The sequence below is a fragment of the Hydrogenophaga sedimenti genome (genome assembly GCF_051857515.1).
GTDB lineage: Bacteria > Pseudomonadota > Gammaproteobacteria > Burkholderiales > Burkholderiaceae_C > Hydrogenophaga.
In genome coordinates this window covers 61,524-83,522 of record NZ_JBPZHA010000014.1, presented here as the reverse complement: position 1 = coordinate 83,522, position 21,999 = coordinate 61,524, and the positions used below count along the sequence as shown (strand labels likewise).

Sequence of the window (21,999 nt, the reverse complement as noted above, 5' to 3'; positions counted from 1 at the left end):
CTTATCTCCTGTGCCGTTCAAGCCTGAACCGTGTCGGTGCCTTCGCCGTCGAGCCAGTCGATCTTGCGCATCTTGCGCACGATGACGAACTCGTCGCGGTTGGTGCCGATGGTCCCGTAGTAGTTGAAGCCGTAGCTGAACTGTGCGTAGCCGCCGATCATGTGGGTCGGTTTGGTCACGATGCGGGTGACCGAGTTGTGGATGCCGCCGCGCGTGCCGGTGATCTCGGCGCCGGGGGTGTTGATGATCTTTTCCTGCGCGTGGTACATGAGCACCATGCCCGGGTTCACGCGCTGGCTGACCACCGCGCGCGCCGCGATGGCGCCGTTGGTGTTGAACAGCTCGACCCAGTCGTTGTCGACGATGCCGGCGCCCTTGGCGTCGTCCTCGCTGAGCCAGATCACCGGACCGCCGCGGTTGAGCGTGAGCATGTGCAGGTTGTCGCTGTACGTGCTGTGGATGCCCCACTTCTGGTGCGGCGTGATGAAGTTGAGGCTGATCTCCTTGTTGCCGTTGGGCTTGCGGTCGATCATGTCGTCCACGGTCTTCAGGTCGACCGGCGGACGGTAGCTGGTCATGCCTTCGCCGAAGGCCAGCATCCAGGGGTGGTCCAGGTAGAACTGCTGGCGGCCGGTGAGGGTGCGCCATGGGATCAGCTCGTGCACGTTGGTGTAGCCGGCGTTGTACGAGACCTTCTCGGACTCCAGCCCGGACCAGGTGGGCGAGCTGATGATCTTGCGCGGCTGGGCCTGGATGTCGCGGAAGCGGATCTTCTCGTCCTCGCGGTGCAGGGCCAGATGGGTGTGGTCGCGGCCGGTGATCTTGCCCAGTGCTTCCCAGGCCTTCACGGCCACGTGGCCGTTGGTCTCGGGCGCCAGCTGCAGCACCACCTCGCAGGCGTCGATGTCGCTGTCGATCCTCGCCATGCCCTTGGTGACGCCTTCGGTGTGCACCTGGCCGTTGAGCTCCTTGAGCTGACCGACTTCGGTCTGCGTGTTCCAGCCGATGCCCTTGCCGCCGTTGCCGGCCTTGTCCATCAGCGGCCCCAGTGCGGTGAAGCGCGCGTAGGTGTTGGGGTAGTCGCGTTCGACCACGCTGATCTGCGGCGCGGTCTTGCCGGGGATCAGGTCGCACTCACCCTTCTTCCATTCCTTGACGTCGAAGGGCTGCGCCAGCTCGGCCGGCGAGTCGTGCATCAGCGGCGTGAGCATCAGTTCCTTCTCGACGCCCAGGTGGCCGACGCAGACCTCGCTGAAGGCCTTGGCGAAACCCTTGTAGATCTCCCAGTCGCTCTTGCTCTGCCAGGCCGGGTCCACCGCGGTGGACAGCGGGTGGATGAAGGGGTGCATGTCGCTGGTGTTGAGGTCGTTCTTCTCGTACCAGGTGGCCGTGGGCAGCACGATGTCGGAGTACAGGCAGGTCGTGCTCATGCGGAAGTCCAGCGTGACCAGCAGGTCCAGCTTGCCTTCGGGCGCCTTGGTGTGCCACGCGACCTCGGTCGGTTTGGCGTCGTTGGGGCCGAGGTCCTTGCCCTGCACGCCGTGGGTGGTGCCCAGCAGGTGCTTGAGGAAATACTCGTGGCCCTTGCCGCTGGAGCCCAGCAGGTTGGAGCGCCAGACGAACATGTTGCGCGGCCAGTTGGCCGGGTGGTCCGGGTCCTCGCAGCTCATCTTGAGCGAGCCGTCCTTCAGCGCCTTGACCGCGTAGTCCTTCGGGTCCATGCCGGCGGCGGTCGCGTCCTTCACCACCTGCATCGGGTTGGTCTGCAGCTGCGGCGCGCTGGGCAGCCAGCCCATGCGTTCGGCGCGCACGTTGTAGTCGATCAGGCTGCCACCGAACTTGGCCTTGTCGGCCAGCGGCGAGAGGATTTCGTCGACGCCCAGCTTCTCGTAGCGCCACTGGTCGGTGTGGGCGTAGAAGGCGCTGGTGCTGTTCATCTGGCGCGGCGGGCGCACCCAGTCGAGCGCGAAGGCCAGCGCGGTCCAGCCGGTCTGCGGGCGCAGCTTTTCCTGGCCCACGTAGTGCGCCCAGCCACCACCGCTCTGGCCGATGCAGCCGCACATCATCAGCATGTTGATGATGCCGCGGTAGTTCATGTCGCTGTGGTACCAGTGGTTCATCGCCGCGCCGATGATGACCATGGACTTGCCCTTGGTCTTGTCGGCGTTGTCGGCGAACTGGCGCGCCACGGCGATCACCTGGTCGCGCTTGACGCCGGTGATCTTCTCCTGCCAGGCGGGCGTGTAGGGGGTATCGTCGTCGTAGCTCATCGCCGCCTGTTCACCGGGCAGGCCGCGCGAGACACCGTAGTTGGCCACGGTCAGGTCGAACACGGTCGCCACCAGCGCGTACCGCTCTTCGCCGGCCTTGCCCAGCTTGACGCGGCGCACCGGCACCTTGCGCACCAGCACGTCGTCGACCGCGCCGGCCTGCTTGTTGGCGCTGAAGTTGGGGGTGTCGATGCCACCGAAGTACGGGAAGCCGACGTCGCCCACCTCGTATTCGCTGCCCTCGCCTTCCATCAGGCTGAGCTTGAGCTTCACCTGCTCGTCGCCGCGCGCTTCCTTGTCCTCCAGGTTCCACTTGCCGGCATCGGTGCGGCCCTCGGCGCCCCAGCGGAAACCGATCGAACCGTTGGGCAGCACGACCTTGTCGTCCTGGTCGAGCGCGACGGTCTTCCACTCGGGGTTGTTGGCCTGGCCGAGCTTGCCGTTGAAGTCGCTGGCGCGCAGGTAGCGGCCGGGCACGACGACCTTGCGGCCATCGGGCAGGGTGCGCTCTTCGAGCTGCACCAGGTTGGGCATGTCGGTGTAGCGGCGCACGTAGTCGTCGAAGTACGCCGACCGCTTGTCGAAGTAGAACTCCTTGAGGATCACGTGGCCCATGGCCATGGCGATCGCCGCGTCGGTGCCCTGCTTGGGGTGCATCCACAGGTCGCAGAGCTTGCTGATCTCGGCGTAGTCGGGCGTGATCGCGACCGTCTTGGCGCCCTTGTAGCGGACCTCGGTGAAGAAGTGGGCGTCGGGCGTGCGGGTCTGGGGCACGTTGGAGCCCCAGGCAATGATGTAGGTGGAGTTGTACCAGTCGGCCGATTCGGGCACGTCGGTCTGTTCGCCCCAGACCTGCGGGCTGGAGGGCGGCAGGTCGCAGTACCAGTCGTAGAAGCTCATGCACACGCCGCCGATCAGCGAGAGGTAGCGCGAGCCGGCGGCGTAGCTGACCATGGACATGGCCGGGATCGGCGAGAAGCCGAAGATGCGGTCGGCGCCGTAGGTCTTGACGGTGTAGACGTTGGCGCTGGCGATGATCTGGTTGACCTCTTCCCAGCTGCTGCGCACGAAGCCGCCCAGGCCGCGCTGCTGCTGCCATTCGCGGCGGGCCTCGGCGTTTTCGGCGATGGCCGCCCAGGCGTCGACCGGGCTCTTGGCCACGGCCAGCGCGGCGCGCCAGTGCTTGAGCAGGCGCGCGCGGATCATCGGGTACTTCACCCGGTTGGCGCTGTACAGGTACCAGCTGTAGGAAGCGCCGCGGGCACAGCCGCGCGGCTCGTGGTTGGGCAGGTCGGCGCGGGTGCGTGGGTAGTCGGTCTGCTGGGTTTCCCAGGTGACGATGCCGCCCTTGACATAGATCTTCCACGAGCAGCTGCCGGTGCAGTTCACGCCGTGGGTGGAGCGCACGATCTTGTCGTGCGCCCAGCGGTTGCGGTAGGCGTCTTCCCAGGTGCGGTCTTCACCGGTGGTGACACCGTGTGAACCGGAGAAGCTCTCTGTGGGAGCCGAGAAATGGCTCAGGCGGTCGAGGAAGTGACTCATCGTGGGGTCTCCGGGAAACGTTCAGGGGTTCTTGATCTCGGCACCGGCGCGCAGGTAGAACCACCAGTTCAGCACCAGGCACAGGGCGTAGAAGACGGCGAAGCCGTAGAAGGCCAGCTGCGGGGTGCCGGCCTTGATGTACTGGCCGATCAGCACCGGCGCGATGAAGGCGCCGTAGGCAGCCACCGCCGAGGTCCAGCCCAGCACGGGGCCGGCCTGGGCGCGGTCGAAGATCACGCCGATGGTGCGGAAGGTCGAGCCGTTGCCGATGCCGCTGGCGAAGAACAGCACCATGAACAGGCCCAGGAACATCGGGAAGTACTGCTCGGGCGTGGCCGAACCGTAGGCCTGCATCATCACGTAGCCCACCGCCACGGCGGCCGCCGCCATCACCGCGGTGATCACCTGCGTCACGATCGAGCCGCCGACCTTGTCGGAGATCCAGCCGCCGATGGGCCGCGTGGCCGCGCCGACGAAGGGGCCGATCCAGGCATAGGTCAGGGCCGAGGGGGCGTTGGGGTTCTTCAGGGTGTGCTGCAGCACGCCGGCCGCGTCGGGCACGTGCTGGAAGCCGAAGATGACCGTGATGGCCAGCGGCAGCGCCATCGAGAAACCGATGAAGGAGCCGAAGGTGACGATGTAGAGCGCGGTCAGCGACCAGGTGTGCTGGTTGCGGAAGATGGCGAACTGCTTCTTCACGCCCTCCTTCATCTCGCCGAAGGCCGCTAACCGCATCACGGTCAGCGCCATCAGGATGTCCAGCGGGATCGCGACCCACATGCTCAGCAGGCCCAGGCCGGTGGGCTTGGGCAGATAGAGCCAGAGCATGAACACCGTCGGCACGAAGGCCAGGGTGTAGAGGTAGGTGATCTTGGCGAACGCGGTGACCGGGCTGCCGGTACCTGGCGACACCGACTTGAGGTTGTTCATGCCGAACCAGCACAGCGCCCCCAGCGGCACCAGCGAGAACACCCAGGCGAAGCCGGCGTTCTGGATCCAGGTCGGCGTGCCGGCGGCGATCTTGCCGAAGATCCAGCCGCTGTCCTTCACCAGGGTCATCGACTCACCACCGAAGGCGCCGAGCAGGGGCATGGTCATCACCAGCGGGATCACGATCTGCATCGTGGTCACGCCGAAGTTGCCCAGGCCGGCGTTCAGGCCCAGCGCCGTGCCCTGCAGGCGCTTGGGAAAGAAGGTGCTGATGTTGGACATCGAGCTGGCGAAGTTGCCGCCGCCCACGCCCGACCACAGCGCCATCAGCTGGAAGGCCCAGAGCGGCCAGTCCTTGTGCTGCAGCACGATGCCGGTGCCGATCGCCGGGGCCAGCAGCATGGCGGTGGTCAGGAAGATGGTGTTGCGGCCACCGGCCAGGCGGATCAGGAACGAGGCCGGGATGCGCATGGTCGCGCCGGAGATGCCCGAGATCGCGGTCAGTGTGAACAGCTCGGCCTGGGTGAAGGGGAAGCCCAGGTTGAGCATCTGCACGGTGATGATCCCCCACATGCCCCAGACCGCGAAGCCGCACAGCAGGGCGGGCACCGAGATCCAGAGGTTGCGGTAGGCGATGCGGCTGCCGGTGCTGTTCCAGAAGCGCTCGTCTTCGGGGCGCCAGTCCTGGACATCGGCGCCGGAGGTTGATTGGTTGTTCATGGGAAGTGCTGGCCGCAGGACTCAGTTCTGGAGGGAAAAAGACTTGGCGCTGGTGCCCATGACGGGGGTCTGGCGGACCTCGGTCCAGTACATCCAGATCAGCGAGACCCAGACCACGCCGTACATCAGCATGAAGGCGCTGGAGCGGATGCCGGTCAGGTCCATCAGCACGCCGAACAGGATCGGCAGCACGAAGCCGCCCATGCCGCCGGCCAGGCCGACGATGCCGCTGATGGCGCCGATGTTCTTGGGGTAGTCGTCGCTGATGTACTTGAAGACGCTGGCCTTGCCGAAGGCAAAGGCCACGCCGAGCACGGCCATCAGCGTGGTGAAGAGGTAGACGTTCAGGCCGATGTGGAAGGTGCTGGGTCCGTTGACCGTCTGCACGGTGAAGTCGGTCTGCGGGTAGGACAGCAGGAACAGGCAGATCCAGCTCACCCACATCACCCACCAGGTGACCTTGTGCGCGCCGTACTTGTCGGAGAGCACGCCGCCGATGGCGCGCAGCACGCCGCCGGGCAGCGAGAAGCAGGCCGCCAGCAGCGCCGCCACGCGGATGTCCAGGCCGAACTCGCCCACGTAGTACTGCACCATCCACAGCGCCAGCGCCACGTAGCCGCCGAACACGATGCTGTAGTACTGGCAGTACTTGATGACCTTGGGGTCCTTCAGCGCCTGGAGCTGGTCGCTGAACTTGACGTTGCTGGGCACCAGGTGGGCCGGGTCGCTGTGGCTGAACAGCCAGAACAGCACCAGGGTGCCAAGCATGATGGCCGCGTACACCTGCGGCACCATGGTCCAGCCGAAGGCCACCAGCAGCACCGGCGCGACGAACTTGTTGACCGCCGAGCCCGAGTTGCCGGCGCCGTACACGCCCATGGCCATGCCCTGGCGGCTCTTGGGGAACCAGCGCGCCACGTAGGGCGTGCCGACCGAGAAGGAGCCGCCGGCCAGACCCACGAACAGGCCGATGACCAGGAAGTGCCAGTACTCGGTGGCGTAGCTCATCAGGTAGATGGCCGGCACGGTGATCGCCATCAGGGTGGCCATGACGATGCGGCCGCCGTATCGGTCGGTCCAGATGCCCAGGGGCACCCGGATCAGCGAGCCGGTGAGCACCGGCATCGCGGTCAGCAGACCGAACTCGGTCGCGTTCAGGTTCAGCATCTTCTTGATCGGGATGCCGATCACGCCGAACATCATCCAGACCATGAAGCAGACCGTGAACGCCAGCGTGCTGACGATCAGGACGGACCAGGCCTTTCTTTCATTTCTCAGCTCTGAAGCCATGTTTTCTCTCCGAAAGACGTGGCATGAATGTCCCTTTTCAGGGGAGGGCTGAACATCCGCCGGAGGCACACGTGGCCGCGGCAGAAGGACGAGGGGTCACCCCATCGGCATCGTCCTAAAGAACTATGTTCCGTGTTTTGCGGTGTGACTTGATTTACATCAAGTCGATGTCGGACAGCGTCCTGCCGGAACCAGGCAGGAATCACCTTGAATATAAGTAATTAATAAATTACATTGGTGTCCATGCCGCTCCCGAACACCCCCAAACAAGCCACCGAACAGCGCCAGGCCAGCCTGGTGTCGGCTGCGCTCGCGTTGGCCGCACAGCACAGCCCGGCCAGAGTGACCACCGCCGACCTGGCCCGAGCGGTGGGGCTCACGCAGGGCGCGGTGTTCCGCCACTTCGAGAGCAAGGAAGCGATCTGGCTGGCGGTGATCGACTTCGCGCACCAGGTCCTGCTGGCACGGCTGCAGACCGCGGCCCAGTCGCATGTGCAGCCGCTGACCGCGCTGCGTGCGGTGTTCATGGCGCACGTGGACTTCGTGGTGGAACAGCCGGGTGTGCCGCGGGTGATCTTTCAGGAGCTGCAGCACCCGGAGGACACAGCGCTGAAGGCGCGCGTGCGCGTGCTGATGCAGGACTACCGCTCGCTGGTCACCCGACTGCTGCTGCAGGCGCAGGCGGCGGGGCAGCTGGCGCCAGGCACCGACCTTCAGGCCAGTGCGGTGCTGTTCATCGGCTCGGTGCAGGGGCTGGTGATGCAGTCGCTGCTGAGCGGACAGGTCGGGGCCATCCGCACGCTGGCACCCGCGGTGTTCGACCTGTTCCAGCACGCTGTTGCCGCACCCACCAACCCCACACGGCGCCCCCCGGAGACCACCGAATGAAGACAAATCCACAAACCTCGCGCCGGCTGCTGCTGGGCGGCCTGGCGCTGGCCCTGGTGGGTGCGCTGGCGTTTGTGGCGCTGCGCACCGGGCCGCTGGCGCCGGTGAAGGTGCAGGTGACGCCAGTGACCAAGGGCCGCGTGACACCCGAGATCTTTGGCATCGGCCTGGTCGAGGCGCAGCGCAGCTGGATGGTGGGGCCCACCACGGCCGGCCGTGTGCTCGGCGTGCGGGTGGACGCGGGTCAGACGGTGCAACCGGGTCAGGTGCTGGCAGAAATGGACCCGGTGGACCTGGACCAGCGGCTGGCGGCACTGGACGCCTCGCTGGCCCGTGCGCAGAGCGTGCAGCGAGCCGCCGATGCGCAGCTTGGCGATGCGCAGGCGCGGCGCACGCTGGCGATGGCGAACCTGAAGCGCAACGAGGAACTGGCGCGGCAAGCCTTCATCAGCCCCGGGGCGCTGGAGGCACGCACACAAGAGGTGGCGTCGGCCCATGCGGGCGTGGCCGCCGCACAAGCCAACCTCGGTGGCAGCACACAGGACATCGCGCGGCTGCGCGCCGAGCGCGCAGCCCTGGCACAGCAGCGCAGCAACCTGAGGCTGCTGGCCCCCGGCGCGGCGGTGGTCACGGCGCGCGAGGCCGAAGCCGGCACCACAGTCGTGGCGGGCCAGGCCGTGCTGCGGCTGATGGACCCGGCCAGCCTGTGGGTGAAGCTGCGGGTGGATCAGGGCCGAAGCGCCGGACTGGCGCCAGGACTGGTGGCGAGCATCGCCCTGCGCTCGCGCCCGGGCGAGACGCTGATCGGCAAAGTGGCCCGGGTGGAGTCGCTGGCCGATGCCGTGACGGAGGAACGGCTGGCGATGGTGGCATTTGACAGCCTGCCCGCCGGCGTGTCGGTGGGCGAGATGGCGGAAGTGACGGTGCAGTTGCCCGCTGCCCCCGAGCGCCTGCTGCTGCCCAATGCGGCCGTGGTGCAGCACGAGGGAAAAACCGGGGTGTGGCGGCTCACGGATGGCGTTCCCGCCTTCTCGCCGGTGGTGCTGGGGGCGCAGGGTCTGGATGGCCAGGTGCAGGTGCTCGAAGGCCTGAACGAAGGCGACACGGTGGTGCTGTACAGCCAGAGCGCCCTGAAGCCGGGGGCACGCATCGCAGTGGTGGACAGGCTGGTTCCGTCGGGAGCAGCAAGGTGATCAGCCTGGCGGGCCGCGACATCCTGCACGGCTGGAGCAAGTACGTGCTGACCGGGCTGGGCCTGGGGCTGCTGATCGGCGTGACGCTGACGATGGCGGGCGTTTACCGAGGCATGGTGGACGACGCACACGCGCTGCTGGCCAACAGCCGCGCCGACCTCTGGGTGGTGCAGAAGGACACGCAGGGCCCGTACGCGGAATCGTCGAGCATCAAGGACGACGTGGTGCGCAGCATGCGCGGCATGCCGGGGGTGGCCGCGGCGGCCAATGTGGCCTATCTGACGATGCAGGTGCAGAGGAATGGCCGGGACCAGCGCGTGATGGTGGTGGGCATGGAGCCGGGCATGCCCGGCGCGCCGGGCTACCTGGTGGCGGGACGGCACATCACGCGCAACCACTACGAGGCGGTGGCCGATGTGAAGACAGGGTTCGCGCTGGGCGATGTGGTGCGCATCCGCCGCCACGACTACACCGTGGTGGGACTGACGCGGCGCATGGTGTCCTCGGGCGGCGACCCGATGCTGTTCGTGCCGATGAAGGACGCGCAGGAAACGCAGTTCCTGAAAGACAACGACGCCATCGTCAACGACCGCGCGCGCACCGCCGCCAATCCGGCCTTCAACCGCCCGGGCAGCCCCGGCCTGCTGGAGGCGGTGCAAAGCCTGCAGACCAGCAGCCGCAGCGTGAACGCGGTGCTCGTGCAGATCGCACCGGGCTTCACACCCGAGCAAGTGGCCGGGCCGATCCGTCGCTGGAAGCACCTGAGCGTGCACACCCGCGACCAGATGGAAGACATCCTGATCGTCAAGCTGATCGCCAATTCGGCCAAGCAGATCGGCATGTTCCTGGTGATCCTGGCCATCGTCAGCGCGGCCATCGTCGCCTTCATCATCTACACCATGACCATGGGCAAGCTGCGCGAGATCGCGGTGCTCAAGCTGATCGGCACGCGCGACCGCACCATCGCCGGCATGATCCTGCAGCAGGCGCTGGGCCTGGGGCTGATCGGCTTTGCGGTGGGCAAGGTGGCGGCCACGGTGTGGGGACCGGCTTTCCCCAAGTTCGTGTTGCTGCTGCCGGGCGACGCGGTCACCGGTCTGGTGGTCACACTGCTGATCTGCGCGCTGGCCAGCACGCTGGCGATCCGCGTGGCGCTCAAGGTCGACCCGGGCGCAGCGATCGGATGAACGCCATGAACACCCACACCCAAGGCGGCATCCTGATCGAAGGCCTACGCAAGGTCTATGGCCACGGCGACACCGCCGTGGAAGCCCTCAAACACGTGAACATGCAGGTGGCCCCAGGCGAGGTGGTGGGCCTGGTCGGGCCGTCGGGCTCTGGCAAGAGCACGCTGCTCAAATGCCTGGGCGCGATCATCGAACCCACCAGCGGCAGGATGACGCTGGGCAACGAAGTCATCTACGACAACGGCTGGAAAGTCAAAGACCTGCGCGCGCTGCGGCGCGACCGCATCGGCTTCGTGTTCCAGGCGCCGTATCTGATTCCGTTCCTGGACGTGACCGACAACGTGGCGCTGCTGCCGATGCTGGCGGGCCTGTCCAATGCGAATGCGCGCGAACGCGCGCTGGAACTGCTGACTGCGCTGGACGTGCAGCACCGCGCCAGCGCCGAGACATCGCAGCTCTCCGGTGGTGAGCAGCAGCGCGTGTCCATCGCCCGCGCGCTCGCCAACAAGCCTCCGGTCATATTGGCCGACGAACCCACCGCGCCCCTGGACAGCGAGCGCGCGCTGGGTGTGATGCGCATCCTCAACCAGATGGCGCGGCGGGCCCACACCGCGATCATCGTCGTCACACACGACGAAAAGATCATCCCGACTTTCAAACGGATCTACCACATCCGCGACGGCCAGACAGTGGAAGAAGCCGGCGAAGGCCTCGCCCTGGATGACCACGGGAACGACACCCCCTCTTGAACGGGAGAACCGCCATGACTTCCCACCGCCCCCTGAAAGTTCTCGCCGCCGTGGCCGTGGTGTTCGGCGCGCTCACGGTGTTCAGCGGCGGGCAGGGCCTGTTCGGCCCGGCCGACACCCGCGCGGCCCTGGGCCACACGGTGGGCTTCGTGCTGTGGTTCAACTTCCTGGCCGGCTTCGTCTATGTGGTGGCCGGGCTGGGCCTGTGGCTCGGCCGGCGCTGGGGCCTTTGGCTGGCCACCGCGCTGGCGCTGGGCACGGCGCTGGTGGCGGTGGCCTTCGGTCTTCATGTGCTGGACGGCGGCGCCTACGAAATGCGCACCGTGGGCGCGCTGGCACTGCGCCTGGGCTTCTGGGCGGTGGTGTCTGCCGTCGGCTGGCGCAGCACCCGGTAGGCGCCCCCGTCAGGCCAGGCCCTGGCTGGTGGCGAACACGGCGGCCTGTACGCGGGAGCTCAGGCCCAGCTTGCGCAGGATGTGCTGCACGTGGATCTTCACCGTGGTCTCGGCGATGTCCAGTTCGCGCGCGATCAGCTTGTTGCTGTCGCCGCGTGCGATCAGCAGCAGGATCTCGCGCTCGCGTGGCGACAGCAGGTCTGCGCTGGGCACGGCCTCGCGCGGCACCGCCGGCGTCACCGGCGCGCTGACAGGGGCCACGGCCGGCACGGCGGTGGGCGCTGCGGACGGACGCGAACGGAACACCGCCACCAGCTTGGTCATCATCTCCGGGCTGATGACCGACTCGCCGTCCACCACCTTGACGATGGTCTCGCACAGCTGGTCGGACTCCACCGTCTTGAGCAGGTAGCCGTCGGCCCCGGCCTGCAGCGCGGCGGCCAGGTCGTTTTCGTTCTCGCTCACGGTCAGCATCAGCACACGCGCGGCGGGCGCGGCCTCCTTGAGTGCGGGGATCGCGTCCACCCCGCGCACGCCCGGCAGGTGGTTGTCCAGCAGGATCACGTCGGGCCGCTGCTGCGCCAGGCAGCGCAGGGCCTCGCCCACGTCGCCGGCCTCGCCGGCCACCAGGAAGCGCTCGTCCTGTGACAACAGGGCCTTCAGGCCGCGGCGGAACAGGGTGTGGTCGTCGACCAGCAGCAGTTGGATGGAACGGGTCATGGGGTGTTCAAAACGGATTCGGTGAAGTTCAGGCCCGCCGTGCCCACGCCCACCGTGGTCACCGGGTTGGTGGGCAGCGTGAGCGTGACGGTGGTGCCCTGGCCAGGCAGGGATTCGATCAGCACCGTGGCGCCGATGCGTTCGGCGCGCTCGCGCATGATCTTGGTGCCCACATGCGTTTCCCCGTGGCGCTGCGCGGTGTCGAAGCCGCTGCCGTTGTCGCGCACCACGAAGCGCCATTGCGAGCCCTTGTGCACGTCCAGGCTGACGTGGCTGGCCCCGGCGTGCTTGCGCACATTGGACAGCGCTTCCTGCACCACGTGCAGCACCTGCACCTGCACGTCGGCCGGCAGCGGCAGGCCTTCGCCGTCGACCTGCAGCCGGGTCGGCATGCCGGTCTGGTGCTGGAACTTCTGCAGCGTCTCCTGCAGCGCGGCTTCGATGTCGTCGGTGTTGGTGCGGGTGCGAAAGTGCACCAGCAGCTCGCGCACGTCGTTGATGCTTTCTTTCAGCCCCGCGTCCAGCTCGTCCAGTGTGGACTGCACCTGCTCGGGCTGCTGTTTCTGCACCGCGCCGCGCAGCAACTGGGCCTGGATTTTCAGAAAAGCCAGCGACTGGGCGATCGAGTCGTGCAGCTCGCGCGCCAGCAGGGCCCGCTCCTCGCCGACCGCGGCCTCGCGTTCGAGCGCCGCCGCGCGCAGACCTTCGAGGGCGCTGGCCAGGTGGCTCGCCAGCGCGTCGAGCAGTTCGGTCTCGTCCGCGTTGAGGTGGATGTCGCTGCGGAAGAACAGGTCGATCTCGCCGATCAGCCGCTGCTGCAGCCGCACCGGCACGCTCACCAGGTTCTGGTAGCCCGCGCGCGCGCAGTGGCGCATGGGCGCCGCGTCGTGGTTGTGGATGGGGATGACGCGGGTGCGCGCATCGGGCTGCAGGCTGCCGCAGGCGCAGGCCCCGGCGATCAGGCTGCGCTCTTCGGCCTGCATGTCCTGCGGGAAGCAGTCGGAAGCCAGCATGAGGTAGCGCTGGTTGGCTTCGTCGGACCAGCGCACCGCCACCGCGTCGGCCTTCATGACCGACCGCACCCGCTGCGAGAAGCCCTTGGACAGTTCTTCGATGGTGTTGGCCTTGGCCAGGAAGGCGCTGACCTCGTACAGCGCCTCCAGCCGCGCGTGCTGCGCTTCGATGCGCTCGGTCTTGGCCGCCACCTTGGCTTCCAGGCCTTCGTAGAGCGACTGCAGCTTGGCGGCCATGCGGTTGAAGCCGGCGGCCACCTGGCCGAATTCGTCCTGCGTGTCCACGTCGATGCGGGCGCCGAACTGCCCCCCCTCGACCTGCGCCAGCCCGCGCTGCAGGTGCGCCAGCGGGTTGATCACGTACTGGTAACCGGTGTAGAGCATGACCACCGCGGCCGCGATGGCCAGCGCCATCATGGCGAACTGGAACAGGTTGAGCAGCGCGGTGTAGCCGGCCAGCTGGTGTTCGATGGCGAGCACCAGCCGGTCGATGGCGCGCACGAATTCATCGGCCGAGCGCAGCAGCACCTGGTCGTCGGTCGGCAGGGCCAGGGTCCACAGCCCGCGCTGGCTGAGCCAGAGCCGCTCCACGGCGGCGAGTTCGCGCTGCACGTCCACATCCGAGGGCACAAACAGCGGACGCGTGGCATCGCCTTCGCGCAGCAGGCCCAGGCTGTCGTCGAACTGCTGCACCAGCGCCTGCACCTCGGGCGCCGGCCGCTCGGCCTGCACCGCGCTGGCCAGCCGCCAGGTCTGCATGCGCATGCGCCCGGCCTCGTTGACGGCCGCCGCCCCGCCTTCGAGCTGGCGGGTGATCCAGAGCGTCAGGCTGATCGAGGCCAGCGCCAGCACCAGCAAGGCGGCGCCAATGCGGACCAGCTTGACGGAAAGGGAAGCGTTGTGGGTCATGGGATCGGCGGATCAAGAGCGAGGGGCCTGGGCACTGTACCCGTTGGGAGCGCGGGGCCATCGGGTCGATGGGGGTGCCCGGTGCGTAAGATTCATAAACCATGAGTCTTTAAACCCTACCCGACATGACCCATGTTGTCACCGAGGCCTGCATCCGGTGCCGTTACACGGACTGCGTCGACGTCTGCCCGACCGACGCGTTCCGTGCTGGCCGCAACATGCTGGTCATCCGCCCGGACGACTGCATCGACTGCGCCGTCTGCGTGCCCGAATGCCCGGTGGACGCCATTTTCTTCGATGCCGACGTGCCGTCAACGCAGCGCCGGTTCATCCCCCTCAACGCCGAGCTGAGCGAGCACTGGCCCGTCATCACCCGCAGCGTGAGCGCCCTGCCCGACGCTGACCACTGGGCCACCGTCGACGACAAAGACAGCCAACTGGACCGGCGAGCACCCGACCCCAGGAACACCCCATGAGCATCCCCTCCCCCGCCGCGAACGGACAGCCCGGCGGCTCGCTGTACGAGAGCCGCATCAAGATCTACCCGCGCTCGGTCACTGGCGTCTTTGCCCGCTGGCGCTGGGTCATGGTGTGGATCACACAGCTGTTTTTTTATGGCATGCCGTGGCTGCAATGGAACGGACGCCAGGCCCTGCTGTTCGATCTGGAGCAGCGCCGCTTCTACGTGCTGGGCCTGGTGCTGCAGCCGCAAGACTTCATCTACCTCGCGGCCCTGCTGGTGATCAGCGCGCTGGCGCTGTTCTTCTTCACCGCCATCGCCGGGCGCCTGTGGTGCGGCTACGCCTGCCCGCAGACGGTCTACACCGAGATGTTCCTCTGGATCGAGCGCAAGACCGAAGGCGACCGCTCGGCCCGCATGCGCCTGGACGCCCAGCCCTGGTCGCTGCACAAGCTCACGCGCAAGGGTGCCAAGCAGGCCGGCTGGATCGGTCTGGCGCTGCTCACCGGCTTCACCTTCGTCGGCTTCTTCCACCCGATCCGCGAACTGGTGCCGGCGCTGACCGGTCCGGCGCAGTCGCCCTGGCTGTGGTTCTGGGTGCTGTTCTACGCGCTGGCGACCTACGGCAACGCCGGCTACCTGCGCGAGCAGATGTGCAAGTACATGTGCCCCTACGCCCGCTTCCAGAGCGCGCTGATCGACATGGACTCGCTGGTCATCGCCTACGACGGCGCGCGCGGCGAGCGGCGCGGCCCACGCTCGCGCAAGAGCGAGGAGCGCCCCGCGGGCCTGGGCGACTGCATCGACTGCACGCTGTGCGTGCAGGTCTGCCCGACCGGCATCGACATCCGCCACGGCCTGCAGAACGAGTGCATCGCCTGCGCAGCCTGCATCGACGTCTGCGACGACGTCATGGACAAGATGGGCTATCCCAAGGGGCTGATCCGCTACACCACGGGCAACGCGGTGGCCCAGGGCTGGAGCGTGCGCCAGATGCTGCGGCGGGTCTGGCGCCCGCGCGTGCTGATCTACGGCGCCCTGCTCGCCGTCCTGAGCGGGGCCTGGCTCTGGAGCCTGGGTCACCGCTCCGATGTCGACGCCATGCTGATCAAGGACCGCGGCGCGCTGGCGCGCATGGTCGATCGGGGTGCGATCGAAAACACCTACCGCCTGCAGGTCACGAACAGCCGGGAGGCCGCGCGCCGCTTCCGGCTGGAGGTGCAGGGCCTGCCCGGCCTGCGCATCGACTCGGCCACCACGCTGCAGGTCGAGGCCGCCGGCAGCGCGTCGGTGCCGCTGCGGCTGGTGCTGCCCGGCGAGATCGCCCAGCAACACGCGGGGCAGTCCCTGCACGTGCAGGTGCGGGTGGTGCCCGACGAAGCCCGTGCCGACGACCCCGCGCTGCTGGTCGGCGCCGTCTTCATCGTGCCGCGCTGATCCGGGGCGCCGGCGGTGTGAGGGGTCGTCCGTCCGGAAACCCGGACTCCTCCGAAGGAAATATTCATTTCAAATGAATCTTGTGGCTCAATACCCGCACCTTCCCTCCACATTGCCGCCACCACCATGAACACCGCCACCGCCGAACGCCCCATCGAGCAGCTCGCCATCGGCCAGATCGCCGTCGATCTGCCGGGTGCCACCGCCATCTTCCGCCGCCTCAAACTCGACTTCTGCTGCGGCGGCCAGGTCAGCCTGCAGGAAGCCTGCGAACACAAGGGACTGGAGACGGCCCGCGTGGTCGCCGAGCTGGCCGGCCTGCGGCGCGACGACACCGCCCCGGAGACCCCGGACGCGAATGTCCTGATCGACCACATCCTGACCCGCTACCACGCGGTGCACCGCGAACAGCTGCCCGAACTCATCCGCATGGCGCGCCGCGTCGAAGCCGTGCACCGCGACCACCCGGACGTGCCGCACGGCCTGGCCGAGCACCTGGAAATCATGGAAGCCGAACTGCTGGAGCACATGGAGAAGGAGGAGCAGATCCTCTTCCCCGCCATCGAGGCCGGCACCGCTGGCGTGCAGGAACCCATCGTCGCGATGCGCGCGGAGCACATCGGCCACGGTGAACACCTCGAACGGCTGACCGCCCTGACCCACGACCACACGCCACCCCAGGGCGCCTGCAACACCTGGCGCGCGCTGTTCGCCGGCACGGCACAGCTGACCAACGACCTGATCAGCCACATCCACCTGGAAAACAACGTGCTGTTCCCGCGCTACGGCGCCTGAGCGCCGTCCCTCACGCGTGCCTCACGGCGGCGTCACCACTCGGCGAAGCTGCCGTCGGCGTGGCGCCAGACCGGGTTGCGCCAGCGGTGGCCCTCGGCCGCGCGCTCGCGCACATAGGCCTCGTTGACCTCGATGCCCAGCCCCGGCCCGGTCGGGATCGCCACCATGCCGTCCTCGTAGGCGAACACCCCGGGGTTGCTCACGTAGTCCAGCAGGTCGTTGGCCGCGTTGTAGTGGATGCCCAGGCTCTGCTCCTGGATGAAGGCGTTGTAGCAGCCGGCGTCGATCTGCAGGTTGGCCGCCAGCGCGATCGGGCCCAGCGGGCAGTGCAGCGCCAGCGCCACGTCGTGCGCCTCGGCCATGGCCGCGATCTTGCGCGTCTCGGTGATGCCACCGGCGTGCGAGGGGTCGGGCTGGACGATGTCCACATAGCCCTCGGACAGGATGCGCTTGAAGTCCCAGCGCGAGTACAGGCGCTCACCCAGCGCAATCGGCATGGTCGCCACGTGGGCCAGTTCCTTGAGCGCCTCGTGGTGCTCGCTGAGCACCGGCTCCTCGACGAACATCAGGTTGTAGGGCGCCAGTTCACGCAGCAACACCTTGGCCATGGGCTTGTGCACGCGGCCGTGGAAGTCGACCCCGATGCCCACGTTCGGCCCGACCGCCTCGCGCACCGCGGCCACGTTGGCCAGGCAGCGCTCCACCTTGTCGTGGCTGTCGATGAACTGCAGCTCTTCGGTGCCGTTCATCTTGACGGCGGTGAAGCCGCGCGCCACCGCGGCCGTCGCGGCGGCGGCGGTGGCGCTGGGGCGGTCGCCGCCGATCCAGCTGTAGACGCGGATGCGCTCGCGCACGCTGCCGCCCAGCAGCTCGGACACCGGCACGCCCAGGGCCTTGCCCTTGATGTCCCACAGCGCCTGGTCGATGCCGGCGAGTGCGCTCATGTGGATGCCGCCGCCGCGGTAGAAACCGCCGCGGTACATCACGGTCCAGTGGTCCTCGATGTGGCGCGGGTCCTTGCCGATGAGGTAGTCGGCCAGTTCATCGACCATGGCGGCCACCGTGTGGGCGCGGCCTTCGAGCACCGGTTCGCCCCAGCCGCTGATGCCTTCGTCGGTCTCGATCTTGAGGAAACACCAGCGCGGCGGAACGATGAAGGTGGTGAGGCGGGTGATTTTCATGGGAGGGGCGGGTGGTTCAGTGGGCGCTGTGCGCGGCCTGCCAGGCCAGGACAAACGCGGCGGCGCGGCGGGACACCTCGTCGGCGCGGTCGCCCGCGCGGTAGAGCGCGGAGCCGAGCCCGAAGCCCGAGGCACCGGCCGCGAGGTAGGAAGCCAGGCTGTCGGGCGTGATGCCGCCGACCGGCACGATGGCCACCGGCGGCGTGAGCACCGCGCGCCAGGCCTTGAGGCCCACGGGGCCCAGCGTCTCGGCCGGGAACATCTTGAGCACGTCGGCGCCCGCCGCCAGCGCCGCGAAGGCTTCGGTCGGCGTGGCGACCCCGGGAGCGCAGGCCAGTCCGATGGCCTTCGCCGCCGCGATGACGGCCGCATCGCCGTGTGGCATCACGACCAGCTGGCCGCCGGCGTCGGCGATTTCGGCACAGGACTCTGGCCGCAGCACCGTGCCGGCGCCGACCAGCGTGTCCTCCGGCAGGGCGTCGCGCAGGGCGCGGATGCTGCGCAGCGGATCGGGCGAGTTCAGCGGCACCTCGATCAGGCGGATGCCGGCCGCGTGCAAGGCGAGACCGATCGTGGCCGCCTCCTCGGGGCGGACCCCGCGCAGGATGGCGATGAGGCCGTGGGTGGACAGGGTCTGGCGGAACAGCAGGGAATGGGTCATGGGAGATTCGATCCGGGGATTCGGGTCAGGCCGGCCGCCTGCGCGATGCGCCAGAGGCCCAGCGGGGTGACACCGGCGCGGATGTCCGGCGGCGGCAGGCCCCGGGCTTCCAGCGCCGTCGCGTAACGCAGGCACAACGCCGGCTCGCCGCACAGCACCACGGGCATCCCGGCGTCGAGTGCCGGCGCCAGCGCGGCCACTTCGTGCCCGATCAGCAGGCCCGAGAGGTAGTCGGGCTGGGCCTCGCCGGCGAGCTGGCGGGTGAGGCCCAGGGTGCGCACGCTGAAAACCGTCGACAGCACGCCCATCGAACCCAGGGCGGACTGCGCCACCCGCAGGCCGCGCGCGAACGCGGACTCGTCGTGCGGCGAACCGGGCACCATGGTGCGGCCCAGGATGGTGTGCTGCGACAGCGCGGCATAGATCTCGCCGGTCATGAAGGTCTCGAAGCGCACGACGGCGCCGTCCTCCACCCAGGCCCACTTGGTGTGTGTGCCCGGCAGACCGACCAGCAACCGCGTGGGAGCCTGGCCTGCGCCGGACAGGCTCTGCAGCACACCCGCGATCTGGGTCTCTTCGCCGCGCATCACATTGGGCAGTTCGCCGGCCTGCAGCAGGCCCGGCACCACGTGCAGCGGCTGGCCGCCGGGGCGCTCGATCACGGTCATTGCGGTGGCCAGCTCGCTGGCGCGGGCCGGCAGGGGCTGGTAGCGCGCCTCGCGCCAGCCCTGGGCGCTGCCGACCATGCCGCAGGCGATCAGCGGCGTGTCCGGATGGGCCGTGAGCCAGTCGCCACACAACCCCTGCAGCGTGGCCTCGAAGGCCGCCGCCGGTGTGTCGATGCCGGGACCGGTGGGCAGGTGCATCACGCCGTGTTCGCTGCGCCGCGTCTCCAGCACCGCCCCACCCTCGCCCATGGCGTAGGCGCGCAGCGAGCTGGTGCCCCAGTCCAGCGCGATCAGCGCAGTGTCTTCGCGCATTCAGGTTCCCCAGCGCAAGACCAGAGGGTCCAGCCGGCGCGCGATGTCGATCAGGCCGCGCCGCACCTCGGGGTGCATGGGCGGGAACGGATGGCGTCCTGCTTCGCAGGCGATCACGCCGCCCTCTTTCATCAGCGCCTTGGCGGTCAGGATGCCGCCCTGGCGGTTCTCGTGGTTGATCAGCGGCAGCCAGCGCTGGTAGAGCTCGAAGGCGCGGTTGACGTGGCCGTTGCGGTGCGCTTCGAGGATCGGGCGGATGCCGTCGGGGAAACCGCCGCCGGTCATGGCGCCGGTCGCGCCCGCGTCGAGGTCGGCCAGCAAGGTGATGGCTTCTTCGCCGTCCCAGGGGCCTTCGATGGCGTCGCCGCCGAGGCGGATCAGCTCGCGCAGCTTGCTCGCGGCGCCCGGCACCTCGATCTTGAAGTACGCGAGCTGCTCGATCTCCTGCGCCATGCGCGCGAGCAGGGGCGCGGACAGCACCGTGCCGCTGGCCGGCGCGTCCTGCACCATGATGGGAATGCCGATCGCATCGGACACGCGCGCATAGAACTCGACAATCTGCGCCTCGGGCACGCGGAAGGTGGCACCGTGGTAGGGCGGCATGACCATCACCATCGCGGCGCCCATGTCCTGCGCGCGGCGGCTGCGTTCGGCGCAGACGCGGGTGCCGTAGTGCGTGGTGGTGACGATCACCGGCACGCGGCCGGCCACGTGTTCGAGGCAGGTGCGGGTGAGGATCTCGCGCTCATCGTCCGAGAGCGAGAACTGCTCGGAGAAATTGGCCAGGATGCACAGGCCGTCGACCCCGGCGTCGATCATGAAATCGAGGCAGCGCTTCTGGCTGGCCAGATCGAGTTCACCGGAGTCGGTGAAGGTGGTGGGCACCACCGGAAAGATGCCGCGGTAACGCGGCGCGCGGGCAGAGGCGGTCATGGTCGTTTCAGTGGGAATGGCGGGGCACCGCGGAGCCGCGGCAGCCGACGAGGAATTCGAAGTCGCAGCCCTGGTCAGCCTGCAGCACGTGGTTGACGTAGAGCCGCTGGTAGCCGCCCTGCATCGCGTGTTCCGGCGGCTTCACCGCGGCCAGGCGCGCGGCCAGTTCTTCGTCGCTGATGTCCAGGTGCAGGCGGCCGGTGGTGCAGTCGAGTTCGATGAAGTCGCCGTCGCGCACGGCCGCCAGCGGGCCGCCGGCCGCGGCCTCGGGCGCCACGTGCAGCACCACGGTGCCGTAGGCGGTGCCGCTCATGCGCGCGTCGGAGATGCGCACCATGTCCTTGATGCCCCGGCGCAGCAGCTTGGGCGGCAGGCCCATGTTGCCGACCTCGGCCATGCCGGGGTAGCCCATGGGACCACAGTTCTTGAGCACCATCACGCAGGTCTCGTCGATGTCCAGGTCTTCGTCGACGATGCGCTCCTTGTAGTGCTCCAGGGTCTCGAACACCACGGCGCGGCCGCGGTGTTTCAACAGGTGGGGCGAGGCGGCCGAGGGCTTGAGCACCGCGCCGCGCGGCGCCAGGTTGCCGCGCAGCACGCAGATGCCGCCATCGGGCACCAGCGGGTTGTCCAGCGGGCGGATCACCTCGTCGTTGTACTGCGGGGCTTCGCGCACGTTCTCCCACAGGCTCTTTCCGTTGACGGTGAGTGCGTCGGGGTGCGGCAGCAGCTTGTTTTCGCCCAGGCGGCGCAGCACCGCCGGCAGGCCACCGGCGTAATAGAACTCCTCCATCAGGAAGCGGCCCGAAGGCTGCAGGTCGACCACGGTCGGCGTGCCCTTGCCGATGCGGGTCCAGTCGTCCAGCTCCAGGTTCACGCCGATGCGCCCGGCAATCGCCTTTAGATGGATCACCGCGTTGGTCGAACCGCCGATGGCCGCATTGGTGCGGATCGCGTTTTCAAACGCCTCACGGGTCAGGATCTTGGACAGGCGCAGGTCTTCGTGCGCCATCTGCACGATGCGCTGGCCCGACATGTGGGCCAGCACGTAGCGGCGCGCGTCGACCGCGGGGATCGCGGCGTTGTGCGGCAGCGAGGTGCCGAGCGCCTCGGCCATGCAGGCCATGGTGGAGGCCGTGCCCATGGTGTTGCAGGTGCCGGCCGAGCGCGACATGCCGCCCTCGGCCGCGAGGAACTGGTGCATGTTGATCTCGCCCGCCTTGAGCGATTCGTGCAGCTGCCACACGGCCGTTCCCGAGCCGATGTTCTTGCCGTCGAGCTTGCCGTTGAGCATCGGCCCGCCGGTCACCACGATGGCCGGCACGTCGCAGCTGGCCGCGCCCATCAGCAGCGCGGGCGTGGTCTTGTCGCAGCCCACCAGCAGCACCACCGCGTCGATCGGGTTGCCGCGGATCGCTTCCTCGACGTCCATCGAGGCCAGGTTGCGCGTGAGCATGGCGGTCGGCCGCAGGTTGGACTCGCCGTTGGAGAACACCGGGAACTCGACCGGGTAGCCGCCCGCCTCGAGCACGCCCTTCTTGACGTGTTCGGCCAGCTTGCGGAAGTGCGCGTTGCAGGGCGTCAGCTCGGACCAGGTGTTGCAGATGCCGATGATCGGGCGGCCGTCGAACGCGTGGTCCGGGATGCCCTGGTTCTTCATCCAGCTGCGGTACATGAAGCCGTTCTTGTCGGCGCTGCCGAACCACTGGGTGGAGCGCAGCTTGCGGGGGGTGTCGGACATGGTGG

At 68.2% G+C, this 21,999-nt stretch carries 16 protein-coding genes and 1 pseudogene; 8 read left to right on the top strand and 9 right to left on the bottom strand.

Annotation, left to right across the window (positions count from 1 at the left end):
• Positions 1 to 17: 17 nt before the first annotated feature.
• Entirely contained in the window at positions 18 to 3,812 is a 3,795-nt protein-coding gene (locus tag ACS5NL_RS20075) for a nitrate reductase subunit alpha (RefSeq protein WP_439355741.1), read from the bottom strand.
• Positions 3,813 to 3,833: 21 nt separating this feature from the next.
• Positions 3,834 to 6,752, bottom strand: a pseudogene (locus ACS5NL_RS20070) (nitrate/nitrite transporter).
• 243 nt (positions 6,753 to 6,995) lie between these two features.
• On the opposite strand from ACS5NL_RS20070, the gene ACS5NL_RS20065 reads away from it, so the two are divergent.
• From ACS5NL_RS20065 to ACS5NL_RS20045, 5 genes are read left to right on the top strand one after another with little or no spacing between them, the layout of a single operon-like run.
• Entirely contained in the window at positions 6,996 to 7,640 is a 645-nt protein-coding gene (locus tag ACS5NL_RS20065) for a TetR/AcrR family transcriptional regulator (protein WP_439355740.1), read from the top strand.
• A complete protein-coding gene (locus tag ACS5NL_RS20060; protein WP_439355739.1) occupies positions 7,637 to 8,833 on the top strand; it encodes an efflux RND transporter periplasmic adaptor subunit in 1,197 nt (398 codons plus the stop codon). The genes ACS5NL_RS20065 and ACS5NL_RS20060 overlap by 4 nt, the downstream gene beginning before the upstream one ends.
• Entirely contained in the window at positions 8,830 to 10,020 is a 1,191-nt protein-coding gene (locus tag ACS5NL_RS20055; RefSeq protein ID WP_439355738.1) for an ABC transporter permease, read from the top strand. Before ACS5NL_RS20060 ends, ACS5NL_RS20055 begins: the two co-directional genes overlap by 4 nt.
• On the top strand, positions 10,017 to 10,769 hold the full coding sequence (locus ACS5NL_RS20050; RefSeq protein WP_439355737.1) for an ABC transporter ATP-binding protein: 753 nt from the start codon (positions 10,017 to 10,019) through the stop codon (positions 10,767 to 10,769). Before ACS5NL_RS20055 ends, ACS5NL_RS20050 begins: the two co-directional genes overlap by 4 nt.
• Before the next feature lie 14 nt (positions 10,770 to 10,783).
• Entirely contained in the window at positions 10,784 to 11,164 is a 381-nt protein-coding gene (locus ACS5NL_RS20045) for a hypothetical protein (protein ID WP_439355736.1), read from the top strand.
• 9 nt (positions 11,165 to 11,173) lie between these two features.
• Here the strand turns inward: ACS5NL_RS20045 and ACS5NL_RS20040 are convergent, their stop codons facing one another.
• Positions 11,174 to 11,884, bottom strand: coding sequence for a response regulator (locus tag ACS5NL_RS20040; RefSeq protein ID WP_439355735.1), 711 nt, complete (start codon positions 11,882 to 11,884; stop codon positions 11,174 to 11,176).
• On the bottom strand, positions 11,881 to 13,806 hold the full coding sequence (locus tag ACS5NL_RS20035) for a type IV pili methyl-accepting chemotaxis transducer N-terminal domain-containing protein (RefSeq protein WP_439355734.1): 1,926 nt from the start codon (positions 13,804 to 13,806) through the stop codon (positions 11,881 to 11,883). Before ACS5NL_RS20035 ends, ACS5NL_RS20040 begins: the two co-directional genes overlap by 4 nt.
• A gap of 125 nt (positions 13,807 to 13,931) precedes the next feature.
• Here ACS5NL_RS20035 and fdxA point away from each other — a divergent pair, with 125 nt between their 5' ends.
• The 3 genes from fdxA to ytfE all read left to right on the top strand — a co-directional run bounded on the left by fdxA (position 13,932) and on the right by ytfE (position 16,498).
• Positions 13,932 to 14,282, top strand: a complete 351-nt coding sequence (gene fdxA, locus ACS5NL_RS20030) for a ferredoxin FdxA (protein WP_439355733.1) — start codon at positions 13,932 to 13,934, stop codon at positions 14,280 to 14,282.
• Positions 14,279 to 15,703, top strand: coding sequence for a cytochrome c oxidase accessory protein CcoG (ccoG, locus tag ACS5NL_RS20025; RefSeq protein ID WP_439355732.1), 1,425 nt, complete (start codon positions 14,279 to 14,281; stop codon positions 15,701 to 15,703). The genes fdxA and ccoG overlap by 4 nt, the downstream gene beginning before the upstream one ends.
• A gap of 126 nt (positions 15,704 to 15,829) precedes the next feature.
• Positions 15,830 to 16,498, top strand: coding sequence for an iron-sulfur cluster repair protein YtfE (gene ytfE, locus ACS5NL_RS20020; protein ID WP_439355731.1), 669 nt, complete (start codon positions 15,830 to 15,832; stop codon positions 16,496 to 16,498).
• Positions 16,499 to 16,530: 32 nt separating this feature from the next.
• On the opposite strand, the gene dgoD is transcribed toward ytfE, so the two are convergent.
• From dgoD to ACS5NL_RS19995, 5 genes are read right to left on the bottom strand one after another with little or no spacing between them, the layout of a single operon-like run.
• Entirely contained in the window at positions 16,531 to 17,679 is a 1,149-nt protein-coding gene (dgoD, locus tag ACS5NL_RS20015) for a galactonate dehydratase (protein WP_439355730.1), read from the bottom strand.
• A 16-nt stretch (positions 17,680 to 17,695) separates the two neighbouring features.
• Positions 17,696 to 18,340, bottom strand: coding sequence for a 2-dehydro-3-deoxy-6-phosphogalactonate aldolase (locus tag ACS5NL_RS20010; protein WP_439355729.1), 645 nt, complete (start codon positions 18,338 to 18,340; stop codon positions 17,696 to 17,698).
• Positions 18,337 to 19,320 (bottom strand): 2-dehydro-3-deoxygalactonokinase, encoded by a 984-nt coding sequence (locus tag ACS5NL_RS20005; protein ID WP_439355728.1) that lies wholly within the window; start codon positions 19,318 to 19,320, stop codon positions 18,337 to 18,339. The genes ACS5NL_RS20010 and ACS5NL_RS20005 overlap by 4 nt, the downstream gene beginning before the upstream one ends.
• Positions 19,321 to 20,253, bottom strand: coding sequence for a dihydrodipicolinate synthase family protein (locus ACS5NL_RS20000; protein ID WP_439355727.1), 933 nt, complete (start codon positions 20,251 to 20,253; stop codon positions 19,321 to 19,323).
• A gap of 7 nt (positions 20,254 to 20,260) precedes the next feature.
• The gene (locus ACS5NL_RS19995) at positions 20,261 to 21,994 is read right to left on the bottom strand and encodes an IlvD/Edd family dehydratase (RefSeq protein WP_439355726.1); all 1,734 of its coding nucleotides are present in this window, start codon (positions 21,992 to 21,994) and stop codon (positions 20,261 to 20,263) included.
• Positions 21,995 to 21,999: the final 5 nt, after the last annotated feature.